The sequence below is a fragment of the Tenacibaculum ascidiaceicola genome, from assembly GCF_047470925.1.
GTDB classification, from domain to species: domain Bacteria; phylum Bacteroidota; class Bacteroidia; order Flavobacteriales; family Flavobacteriaceae; genus Polaribacter; species Polaribacter discolor.
This window is the reverse complement of sequence record NZ_JAZKJP010000012.1, coordinates 573,437-584,442: the sequence shown is the minus strand read 5'-3', so window position 1 is coordinate 584,442 and position 11,006 is coordinate 573,437. Positions and strand designations below refer to the sequence as shown.

Genomic DNA, 11,006 nt, shown 5'->3' with positions numbered 1-11,006 from the left:
ATTACTTCTCCGGCTACTCCGTTTAGGCTTCCTGATTTCTCACCTCCGATTCCACAGTTATCTGTCCAAGTAGTGCTTACCACTTCTGGCCATGCTTGGTTACATTCTTCTAGCATGATATCGTCTTGGTCTGCAATGACTGGGGCTTCATCATCTGCTGTAACTGTAAATGTTCTTTCACAAGAAACTACTTGCTCACATTCATCAGAGACTTCATATCTTAAAACAATACTTCCTCCACAAGCATCTGGTGCTTCAAGAGTATTTACATCAACTTCATTTTCTCCTATATAATATTTCTCTACTACAGTTCCATTTCCTCCTGAATTTGAAAATCCAGATAACCAAGTAGTAAAAGCACTATTGATATCTTCTTGTGAAGTACATTCTGGTATTGTTTGGTTTTCTGGACAAACTTGATTTAAAGGAATTAAAGGTTCTCCATTCACCTCAAAATCATCTTCTGCCGTACAACCAAAAACTCCTGGAGCAAACTCTAAAGTTGCTGCTACACTATACGTCCCTGCTTCAGTTACTTCTAATGTGTTTCCTGTTTCTCCCTCTAACTCTTCTCCATTTTTATACCACACATACGTAAATGTATTTCCTTCTGGAGTTGCAGTTGCTGTTAATGTAATACTATCTTCTGTACATCCTAAATCTTCACCTTCAATTTCTACTGTTACTTCAGGTGTATCTGCTAAACTAAATGGTCCCGCTAAATCTTTTAACTCTGCGGTAAATGAATCAGAAGACCTTGTTTTTACAATTACACTTCCTAACGGACTTATACAATCTATTCCAGGAGTACTACTTGAATCAAAACCTAATGCTGATGCGTTAATTGCTATTTCTGCAAAAGTAGTTTGAGAGTAATCAGACACTATATTTCCTCCTTTATTAATTGTTCCCCAAGGTCCTGCTGGTACTGGACCAGCGTCATTTACTTGAGAGAACACTGCATCTGGTGCCCCTTGTCTTAATTGTATTTCTGCATATCCATAATTTCCTGCTCCATTACCACCATCATACTGTATATACCCATTATTATCTTGTTTAAATTCAAATGGTCTAAAGGGCAACGTGTTATGTGTATCAAAATAAGAGTCTGGAACCCCTACTAATTCAACCCAAACATATAGTTTAATTATAGCATTAGCTCCTCCATTAGCATAATTAACAGAAAGGATGATATCCCCATGTTGTAGTACTGAACCATCTGGGTTAAATACATATGGGGTTCTTCCTCCTGTAGCTGATAAGTCCACCTCTGATTGAATAGTTCCACCTACTAAGTTTACTTTTTCTCTAAAATATTCGAAGTCTAAATAACTATCTCCACTATCATTTCTTGTTGAAGCCCCTAAAAAAGCCCATTCATCTGTTCCCACAGTAGCCCCTTCTCTTCTTAAGTGTCCAAAAACATCTATAATATCATTTTTTTGAGGTACTGAGGCATCAGTAATTGTCCAAGTATTTGGATTATCATTGTTTTTATCTGACCCTCCTGTAAATACATTTGAATCTGTATTATTACCTTGAGCATTCTGATCTCTGATAAATACAGCATCAATCCATAATCTTCCATCTACAACTGTGTAAATAGGAACACTCATTCTTATTTCAGCAGAAGCATTATCATCTACTAGTAGATTTGCTGTTACTGCCGTTGGCGTTTCGTCTATCACCCCTTTCCCTGAGTCTCCTAAAAACCAATCATCTGTTCCAAATGGGAAGACTGCTCCATTTGGAAAGGATACTATTCCTGAATACACATCTGAATCAACACCAAAGTTTGCTTGAACTGTTGTTTCTGTATTTACTATTTGTGCACTCACTGCATTTGTTACAAAGAAAAAAAGCACGACAAGAAGACCTGTCATACTATATAGGCACCTTTTAAAACCTTTATCAATGCAGTTTTTTAACGTTTTTAACCCTCTCCTTTTACAGGCAGGTTCTGTATCATTAAGCAACATATTGTAATATTTTACATGGTATTATTCTTTAATTTTTTGTTATTAAAGGGGTTACACATCTAGCCAACATAAAAAACGAGTTGGTTGTAAAACATCTATTATAAAGAGGTTGTTAAATAACTAAAGTTTTATTTTTAGTTGTAAGAGAGGTTACAAAACAAAGAGGTTAAAGGGATATCTTGTTGAGAGGTTAGAAAAACTCATGTAAGAAATATGAGTTAGGAGAGCAAAGTTAATCAATTAACATTTACTTAACAAGTTTACTTATTAACACTAAAACTAAAAAGGGGTTTTTCCCCTATATTTTAATTAGATGTTCAAAGCTATTTAATAACTGCCAAGCTACCTTTATCAATTTAAAAAGTTTGAGATTTTTCAGGTAAAATACTTTATTATAAAGTTTTTTTACTCACCTTTTTATATACTTTTAACAGTTCTTTAGCTTCTTTTTTTGCGCTCCAATTTTCTTCAATTTCCTTTCGAGCGCTACCTCCTAAACTAGGAAGCTTATCATTTATTAGGTTTGTAATTATTTCTTGAAGTTCTGCTGTATTTCCTGAATTAAACAAATACCCTGACTTTAAATTTGTTATTAGTTCAGAATGTACTCCAACATTTTTTGTTGCTACTACTGTATTTGCACATGCCATTGCCTCTGCACAAACTAAAGAAAATCCTTCTGTAAAAGACGGTACTACCGAAATTTTAGCTGCTTGATAATAAGAAACAATATCTGGAGTTTCATCAATAAAATAAACCTGATTTTCTACTTTATTTTTTTTTGCTATAGTTTTTAATTCTTCTAAAAATGGTGGTTTATCTACTTTACCTACAATAACCAATGCCCAGTCTTTATTTTTTAGTAATTCGGGTGCTACGGCTTCTAATAATACTATTTGTCCTTTCGCTTTTCTTACTCTTCCTGCACAAAGGATAATATTCTTTTGCGAAATGTTTTTTAAACTTTTTTCTGGATTAGGAACAAAAAGATTTGTATTTACACCATGTGATACTTTTACATTAGAAATCCCTAATTTTTTATGCATTGAGCTTGTTAACGTAATAACCTCATCTGATTTCTTTAATAAAAACTTGGTAAAACTAGACGGATCTGTTTCTGCATGTCTTGTAGCTACTAATTTGAATTTCGCTCCTAAGACTCGATACCATAGCATTTTTAAAATTTCATTGTTACGGTGACAATGAACAACAATGTTTTCTTTAGAAAACAATAACTTTTTTAATTGAGAAACTGTAATTTTTTCTCCTTCTATACCATATCCATACAAATAAGTCGTACACAGCCTCTTTAATTCAGTAAGTATATTTTCAATACTTCTTGTAACACCTGTTCTTCGTTTATGAAAGTGAGTATGTATGACTATAAGATCAGAATTCATTTAAGCAAATCTTCTTTCAATGATTTCCAACAACCTATTTTCATATTCTTCCTTTTCCGACCAGTCATAATCTGGTTTTATCATTTTATTGATAAACTTTTTCGCTTCTTTTTCTGTTTTAATAGTATTTAGTTGAGATACTACTCTGTTAAAATCGTTTTGATCTCCATTAAACAAATGTTTAACAAAAGCAATTCTATCATTCAAATCAATTTGAATTGTAGTTTGAAAATGGTCATTTAATGATTTCTTAGGAGCTGCTTTAGTGAATAAGTCTGTCATAACATCAACCGAAATGGTATCTTGTAACTCATCTTCTAAAGTTGGAGTTTTTCTTTCCCCAACATCTTTTACATCATTTTTTACATCATCAGCATCTCCATGTAATAGTTCTTCTAACTCATCAAAAGGCTGCTCAATAATTTCATTAGTAATTATTTCTTCATTAATTCCTTCTATTACTTTTTCAGCTATTTCATCTGCTTCTTGCTCAAACTTTTCTTTTAAGTCTTCTTCTAAATAATGTACTTTCCTATCTTCTAAAGACTCTTCCTTTTGTTCCTTTTCTTCTACAGACTTTTCTACTTTTATCTCTTCTTGAATTGGTTGTTCCGTCTTTTCTACTTCAGCATCCAAATCACCTATAACATCATTCTCTGCCTCTACACTTACCTCTTCTACTTTAGGTAAAATTTCTTCCACGGCTTCAGCCTGCTTTTTTTCTTCAGCAAGTAAAACATCTTTTAACAGCTCTTCTTTAGTTTTTGTTGGATTTGGAGTGTTATTTATATATTCTTCTACATACGCTAAAACCGAAAGTTTTTCGTAAACCTCATATGCTTTTTGTTTTAACTCAAACACATCTTCTCTATTTTTCATCTGTAAGATACTGTGTGCTAAACTGGTTAAATCCGATGCTAGTTTTTTGTGCATAAGTTGTTGTTTGAATTTAATTTTTGCTGTTAAATTTTAATAAATTTGTTCCTCATTCGAAAGTAATACAAAAATCAATAATTAGAGCTTAAAATTACAAAATGTTTCTTGAAAATACAGTAAATCATACAGAACAATTTGGTTGGATTGAGGTAATTTGTGGCTCAATGTTTTCGGGGAAAACCGAAGAATTAATTCGTAGACTTAAACGTGCGCAGTTTGCTAAACAACGTGTTGAAATTTTTAAACCATCAGTTGACACAAGATACGATGATGAGGAAGTAGTATCTCATAATGAAAATAGAATTCGTTCTACACCAGTTCCTGCATCTTCAAACATTAGACTATTAGCTAATGATGTTGATGTTATTGGAATAGACGAAGCACAGTTTTTTGACGACGAAATCGTAGCTGTTTGTAACGATTTAGCCAATAGAGGAATTCGTGTTATAGTAGCTGGTTTAGATATGGATTTTAAAGGAAAGCCGTTTGGACCTATGCCTGCATTAATGGCTACCGCAGAATATGTTACTAAAGTTCATGCTGTATGTACACGTACAGGGAATTTAGCCCACTATAGTTATAGAAAAGCTCAAAGTGATGACTTAGTACTTTTAGGCGAAACTCAAGAATACGAACCACTTAGTAGAGCTGCTTATTATAAGGCTATGAAGGAACACGAAATACATAATAAAAAAGAAAGTAATAATGAACAGTAATCACGTAACCGTATTAGAAATTGACGCTAAAGCTGTACTACACAACTTAGCCTATTTTAAACAGAAGCTACAGCCTACAACAAAAATATTAGTTGTTGTTAAAGCTTTTGGTTACGGAAGTGAATCTACAGAGGTTGCTAAAATCGCACAAGACCACGTTGATTATTTTGCTGTTGCTTATTCAAGTGAAGGAATAGCTTTGCGCGAAGCTGGAATTACAACTCCTATTTTAGTTCTAAATCCTCAAATTCAAAACTTAAAAGATATTGTAAAATACCGACTTGAACCTAGTTTATATAGTTTCAAAATCTTTGATGCTTTTTTAAAACTTGCTGATGAAGAACCTTTAATGAACTACCCTATACACTTAAAATTTAATACTGGGTTAAATCGATTAGGGTTTTGGCATACTGATGTCCCTACAATTGTAGCAGAGCTAAAAAAATCAAATAACGTAAAAGTTGAGTCTATATTTTCTCATTTAGCTGCTAGTGAAGACCCTCGTGAGCAAGAATTTACTATTGGACAAATTAACAACTTTGCTTATATCGTAAAACAAGTTTATGAGCACTTAGGATATCAACCCATGATACATATCTTGAATACATCAGGAATTATCAATTACCCACAAGCTCAATTCGATATGGTACGCCTAGGAATAGGTTTATATGGTTTTGGAAATGACGAACAAGAAACCGCTCAACTTAAAAATACACATACGCTTAAGTCTATAATTTCTCAAATCAATATAGTTCAACCAGGTGAAACAGTTGGATACAATAGAGCTTTTGTAGCTAGTCAACCTACACGAAGTGCAACAATTCCTATAGGACATGCTGATGGCATTTCAAGAAAGCTAGGAAATAAAAATGGATTTGTTTTCATTAACAATCAACCAGCACCTATCATTGGAAATGTGTGTATGGATATGATTATGGTAGATGTTACTAAAATTGATTGTAAAGAAGGTGACGAAGTTATTATTTTCAATCATCAACAACATGTAGAATATATGGCTCATAAATGTGAAACTATTTCATACGAAATACTTACTGCCTTATCTCAACGTATAAAAAGATTGGTGAAAAGTTAATTTTTTTATACTTTTCAATTCAATTAACTATTTAAAATTCAAAAATATGGGAATGCTCAAAGAGTTTAAAGACTTTGCAATGAAAGGAAATTTAGTAGACATTGCAGTAGGTTTTGTAATGGGTGCCGCTTTTAAACAAGTAGTAACTTCTTTTACTGGTGGAATTGTTTCTCCTTTAATTGGACTTATTTTCAAGGCTGATTTTAAAGACGTAAAATACGTTCTTAAAGAAGGTGTAGCTGATGAGGCTGGTAAAATAACAGGAGAAGTTGCTATAATGTATGGTGAGTTTTTAACCAATGTTATCGACTTTATTATTGTAGCTTTTGTAATGTTTATGGTTGTAAAAGCTGTAAATGCTATGAAGAAAAAAGAAGAACCTGCACCAGAAGCTCCAAAGGGACCTAGCCAAGAAGAGTTATTAGCAGAAATTAGAGATTTATTAAAAAAATAATCTATTAAATACTTAATAAAAAAGCTCGCAATTGCGAGCTTTTTTATTTTTGATAATTTCATTTATACATGCTTTCCTTTATTCCAACCATGTTTTCCTAAATATTGTTCTCCACTTTCCACTGCACCATCTTCTATACTTGTTCCCATAGAATCATTCCAACGGTTTAAATACCCAAAGAGAGAAATTACACCTAACATTTCAACAATTTCACCTTCTTCCCAGTATTTATATAATTCTTCTTTAATTTTTTCATCCACCATATTCGGAACCATAGAAGCTGCTAATGAAAAATCTAATGCTGCACGTTCCGCATCAGAAAAGGCAGGATGTGTTTTATATTCCCAAATATTATCTAGTTGTTCTTGTTCTGCGCCATAACGTTCTGCTGCACGAATTGCATGAGCTTGACAATAACGACAACCCGTAGCATTACTACTTACCCAGGCAATCATTCTTTTTAACGCTGAAGTTACACGACCATGGTTTGCCATAACTGCTTTATTTAAATTGATAAAAGCTTTGGAAATTTCTGGTCTACGTTGCATAGTTAACACTGAATTAGGGCAAAAACCTAATGTTTCATTATAAAAATCGGATAGTTGTTTGGTTTCAACATCGTGGTTTGGATCTAAAGGAGTTACTAAAGGCATAGATTTATTTTTTAAGTTTTTAATACTAACTTTTTACTGTAAGTTTGTGTTACTATTTAAATATATTAAGTCGAAATGTACATTGACTTACTTACGCAATAAACAAAAAATTATCAAGATATGGCAACAAACACAGTTACAACCGTTTGGAAAGAAAACATGCAATTTGAAAGTGATAATCCTAGTGGACATCCAATAGTTATTGATACTTCTGAAGAGCATGGAGGAAATAATACTGGTTTACGACCTAAAGCTATGATGCTTTCTTCTCTAGCTGGTTGTTCAGGTTTAGATATTGTTCCTATGTTAGAAAAGATGCGTGTTAAAATTGATGATTTTAAAATTGTTGTTACTGGTGAATTAACCGAAGAACACCCAAAATATTATCATAAAGTATTAGTAGATTATCATTTTTACGGAAGTGATTTAGATGAGAAAAAAATTAATAAAGCAGTAGATTTATCTATAGAGAAATATTGTGGTGTTATGGAAATGTTTAGAAAATTTGCTGATGTAACTACAGCTATACATTTACACAACAACTAAATTTCCTATAAAATTGCTATGCGCTGGACATTAAAACCACAACCAGACACCATTAAAGTAAAACAATTAGCCAAAGAATTATCTATCGATACAACCTTGGCTAAAATTTTAGTACAACGTGGTATTGAAACATTTGATGAAGCTAAACATTTCTTTCGCCCTTCGTTGAGTGATTTACACAATCCTTTTTTAATGAAGGATATGGAAATCGCAGTACAACGCATTGAAACAGCTATTGCAAATAACGAAAACATTTTAGTTTTTGGCGATTACGATGTTGACGGAACTACAGCTGTTTCTTTAATGTCATCATACTTAAAAACAATTCATCCTAATATTGCTACCTATATTCCTGATCGTTATGAAGAAGGATATGGAGTTTCTTTTCAAGGAATAGATTTTGCTGAAGACAATGGGTTTTCTCTCATCATAGCTTTAGACTGTGGAATTAAAGCTATTGATAAAGTTGCCTACGCTACTGAAAAAAACATCGATTTTATTATTTGTGACCACCATAAACCTGGAAGTGAAATCCCTAAAGCAGTTGCTGTTTTAAATCCTAAGCAAATAGATTGTAACTATCCATATGATGAATTGTGTGGCTGTGGTGTTGGTTTTAAATTGATTCAAGCATTAGCTTCAAAAAGAAATCAAACTATTGAAGATTTAATTCCGTATTTAGATTTAGTAGCTACTGCAATTGCAGCTGATATTGTTCCCATGACTGGTGAAAATAGAGTGTTAGCTTATCACGGATTACAAGTTATCAATTCTCAACCTCGAAATGGTATCAAAGCCATTATTCATCAGTTACAAAAAAAAGAACTCACTATTACCGATGTTGTTTTCATAATCGCTCCGCGGATAAATGCTGCGGGACGTATGAAACATGGAAATTATGCTGTTGAATTGTTAACTGAAATGGATTTTGACTCGGCAATTGAATTTGCTTCAGCAATAGAAAAATTTAATTCAGATAGAAAAGAATTGGATAGAGCTATCACCCAAGAAGCTTTATTACAAATTGAAAACAACAACGAACAAGAGAAATACACTACAGTAGTTTTTGATGAAAACTGGCACAAAGGTGTTATTGGTATTGTAGCCTCTCGTTTAACAGAAACCTACTACAGACCTACTTTGGTCTTTACTAAAAGCGGTGATAAATTAGCTGCTTCTGCCCGTTCAGTAAAAGGATTTGATGTATATAATGCTTTAGAAGCATGTTCTGAGTTTATAGAACAGTTTGGAGGACATAAATATGCTGCAGGTTTAACGCTCTTACCCGAACAATATGAAAATTTTAAAAATAAGTTCGAAGAAGTTGTTTCCGCTACTATCGAAAAAAGCTTATTAACTCCTGAAATTACTATTGATGCTGAGATAGACCTTTCAGAAATTACCCCAAAATTCTTCCGAATAATTCAACAAATGGCTCCATTTGGCCCACTAAATATGAAGCCTGTTTTTACCACTACAGCTGTGAGAGACAATGGTTACGGAAAACAAGTTGGTGCTGATTCTAGTCATTTAAAGTTAAATCTTATCTATGGTTCAGATCAAAAAACATACAATGCTATTGGATTTGGTTTAGGTAATAAAATATCTACCATTCAAAATGATTTTGATATTGCTTACACATTAGATGAAAATACATGGAATGGTTATACTTCAATTCAACTAATGTTAAAAGATTTAAAGTAGTAAAAGCCCCTCTATTTTTTATTTAGAATAATTCCAAATAAACTCATATATTTGTTACCGAAATAAATATAGTTATGGACGGAATTACTAAAATATACGACAACAACATAGGTATTTCTTTTCATTGGAAAGAAAACGATTCAAACTTAGTTCAATTAATATTTAGAGACACAGGCTTTCATTTAACTGAGCAAGAAATAGAGTTATTTTTAGACAAAGTAACTGATTCTAAGCTTCAAAAAAATTGCGCTACTTGTAGTAAAGGCAGAGATTGTAGATCCATTCTACTTCAAACTCCCTCAAATAAAGTAAGTATGGCTGTATCATCAGTTGAACTGTGGCAAATAGACGATCTTTTAAAAGGTACTTTGTTTCAACTTAGAATGAATAATTATTTAAATGATATATGTAAAAATTAAAAAGGCTTGCAAGTTTTGCAAGCCTTTTTAATTATTTATCTTCTTTAATTAAGTACATATATACTGGGTAATGATCGCTATATCCTCCTGTATACCTCCCATAAGAAAAACTTCTAAAAGGATACCCTTTATAACGTCCACTCTTTTGGGTTAAAAAACGCTTATTAAAGATTCCTGACTTAAACATTTTGTATGTGGAAAAATCTTTTTTCCCTTTATCTAGTAACGGAGAGGTGAACATAATTTGATCAAATAGATTGATATTATCTCTGTATCCAAGTGTATTAAATCCACGACGAAACATATCTTCATACGGATTATAAATATCACCTTCTTTTACATTCTTCTTCTTACTTTTAGTTTGTAAAACAGTTTTAAAGCTAGAGTTGATAGGATCATCGTTAAAGTCACCCATAATTAACACTTTCGGGTTCGGATCGTTCAGCTTAATTTTTTCTATAATTTGCTTCACTTTATAAGCTGCTTTTTCACGCAATGGTCTACTTTTTGCTTCTCCACCTCTTCGAGATGGCCAGTGATTTACAATAACATGTATTAATTCATTATCTAAATAACCTGAAACTAATAAAATATCACGTGTATAAACTTTCCTGTTTTCATCATAAATATTAGGGTTGAACGCCTCAAAATGAATTGGCTTGAAATAACGTGGTTGATACAGCAACCCTACATCGATTCCTCTTTTGTCTGGAGAATCAAAATGAATAATACTATAACGCTTCTTTTTTAACCTTTCTGACGCTACTAAATCTTCTAAAACTTTTTTATTCTCAACTTCTGCTACACCTAAAATTGCAGGACTGGTCTTAGCCTTTTCTGCTCCTAATTGTAGGATAACCTCTCCCAGTTTATCAATTTTATCTATATAAACCTCTTCTTTATCTCCTTTCATCTCCATAATTGGACTTGCTTCATCATTCTTTTCAGGATCATTCTTAGTATCAAAAAGGTTTTCTAAATTATAAAAACCAACAGTTCTTATTTTATATTTTTTTGCTCCTTGTTGTGCATATGAAGAAAAAACAACAAGAGTTAAGACTAAAAGTAAAGCTATATTTCTCATTTAATAAATTTTACGCGACAAA

At 32.5% G+C, this 11,006-nt stretch carries 11 protein-coding genes; 6 read left to right on the top strand and 5 right to left on the bottom strand.

What is annotated here, in order from left to right; translation table 11 throughout:
• From VBY68_RS14705 to VBY68_RS14695, 3 genes are all read right to left on the bottom strand, one after another.
• A partial coding sequence (locus VBY68_RS14705) for a hypothetical protein (RefSeq protein WP_415270148.1) occupies positions 1-1,883 on the bottom strand: 1,883 nt, incomplete at its 3' end.
• Between the two features lie 488 nt (positions 1,884-2,371).
• A complete protein-coding gene (locus tag VBY68_RS14700; protein WP_415270147.1) occupies positions 2,372-3,379 on the bottom strand; it encodes a glycosyltransferase family 4 protein in 1,008 nt (335 codons plus the stop codon).
• A complete protein-coding gene (locus tag VBY68_RS14695) occupies positions 3,380-4,312 on the bottom strand; it encodes a hypothetical protein (RefSeq protein ID WP_415270146.1) in 933 nt (310 codons plus the stop codon). It abuts the gene before it with no gap.
• 101 nt (positions 4,313-4,413) lie between these two features.
• Between VBY68_RS14695 and VBY68_RS14690 the strand changes: the two genes are divergently transcribed.
• Genes VBY68_RS14690 through mscL form a run of 3 tightly spaced genes read left to right on the top strand, consistent with a single transcriptional unit; the run spans position 4,414 to position 6,578 of the window.
• Complete coding sequence (locus tag VBY68_RS14690; RefSeq protein ID WP_099214731.1) at positions 4,414-5,031, top strand: thymidine kinase; 618 nt, start codon at positions 4,414-4,416, stop codon at positions 5,029-5,031.
• Positions 5,021-6,124 carry an alanine racemase gene (gene alr / locus VBY68_RS14685; protein ID WP_099214732.1) on the top strand — a complete coding sequence of 368 codons (1,104 nt, stop codon included), beginning with the start codon at positions 5,021-5,023 and terminating at the stop codon, positions 6,122-6,124. Before VBY68_RS14690 ends, alr begins: the two co-directional genes overlap by 11 nt.
• A 52-nt stretch (positions 6,125-6,176) precedes the next feature.
• On the top strand, positions 6,177-6,578 hold the full coding sequence (gene mscL, locus VBY68_RS14680; protein ID WP_197017701.1) for a large-conductance mechanosensitive channel protein MscL: 402 nt from the start codon (positions 6,177-6,179) through the stop codon (positions 6,576-6,578).
• Positions 6,579-6,640: 62 nt separating this feature from the next.
• Here mscL and VBY68_RS14675 read toward each other — a convergent pair whose 3' ends face one another.
• Positions 6,641-7,231, bottom strand: coding sequence for a carboxymuconolactone decarboxylase family protein (locus VBY68_RS14675; RefSeq protein WP_028891788.1), 591 nt, complete (start codon positions 7,229-7,231; stop codon positions 6,641-6,643).
• A 120-nt stretch (positions 7,232-7,351) separates the two neighbouring features.
• Here VBY68_RS14675 and VBY68_RS14670 point away from each other — a divergent pair, with 120 nt between their 5' ends.
• From VBY68_RS14670 to VBY68_RS14660, 3 genes are all read left to right on the top strand, one after another.
• A complete protein-coding gene (locus VBY68_RS14670; protein ID WP_028891787.1) occupies positions 7,352-7,777 on the top strand; it encodes an OsmC family protein in 426 nt (141 codons plus the stop codon).
• A gap of 18 nt (positions 7,778-7,795) precedes the next feature.
• Complete coding sequence (gene recJ / locus VBY68_RS14665; protein ID WP_415270145.1) at positions 7,796-9,481, top strand: single-stranded-DNA-specific exonuclease RecJ; 1,686 nt, start codon at positions 7,796-7,798, stop codon at positions 9,479-9,481.
• Positions 9,482-9,555: 74 nt separating this feature from the next.
• Positions 9,556-9,900, top strand: coding sequence for a hypothetical protein (locus tag VBY68_RS14660; RefSeq protein ID WP_099214735.1), 345 nt, complete (start codon positions 9,556-9,558; stop codon positions 9,898-9,900).
• 31 nt (positions 9,901-9,931) lie between these two features.
• On the opposite strand, the gene VBY68_RS14655 is transcribed toward VBY68_RS14660, so the two are convergent.
• Positions 9,932-10,984 (bottom strand): endonuclease/exonuclease/phosphatase family protein, encoded by a 1,053-nt coding sequence (locus VBY68_RS14655; RefSeq protein ID WP_124587617.1) that lies wholly within the window; start codon positions 10,982-10,984, stop codon positions 9,932-9,934.
• Positions 10,985-11,006 lie beyond the last annotated feature (22 nt).

Bases quoted from the DNA above. Each gene is read 5' to 3' on its own strand.
- VBY68_RS14675 (WP_028891788.1), bottom strand. From the start codon at position 7,231: ATGCCTTTAGTAACTCCTTTAGATCCAAACCACGATGTTGAAACCAAA.
- recJ (WP_415270145.1), top strand. From the start codon at position 7,796: ATGCGCTGGACATTAAAACCACAACCAGACACCATTAAAGTAAAACAA.
- VBY68_RS14700 (WP_415270147.1), bottom strand. From the start codon at position 3,379: ATGAATTCTGATCTTATAGTCATACATACTCACTTTCATAAACGAAGA.
- VBY68_RS14690 (WP_099214731.1), top strand. From the start codon at position 4,414: ATGTTTCTTGAAAATACAGTAAATCATACAGAACAATTTGGTTGGATT.
- VBY68_RS14660 (WP_099214735.1), top strand. From the start codon at position 9,556: ATGGACGGAATTACTAAAATATACGACAACAACATAGGTATTTCTTTT.
- mscL (WP_197017701.1), top strand. From the start codon at position 6,177: ATGCTCAAAGAGTTTAAAGACTTTGCAATGAAAGGAAATTTAGTAGAC.
- VBY68_RS14695 (WP_415270146.1), bottom strand. From the start codon at position 4,312: ATGCACAAAAAACTAGCATCGGATTTAACCAGTTTAGCACACAGTATC.
- VBY68_RS14670 (WP_028891787.1), top strand. From the start codon at position 7,352: ATGGCAACAAACACAGTTACAACCGTTTGGAAAGAAAACATGCAATTT.
- VBY68_RS14655 (WP_124587617.1), bottom strand. From the start codon at position 10,984: ATGAGAAATATAGCTTTACTTTTAGTCTTAACTCTTGTTGTTTTTTCT.
- alr (WP_099214732.1), top strand. From the start codon at position 5,021: ATGAACAGTAATCACGTAACCGTATTAGAAATTGACGCTAAAGCTGTA.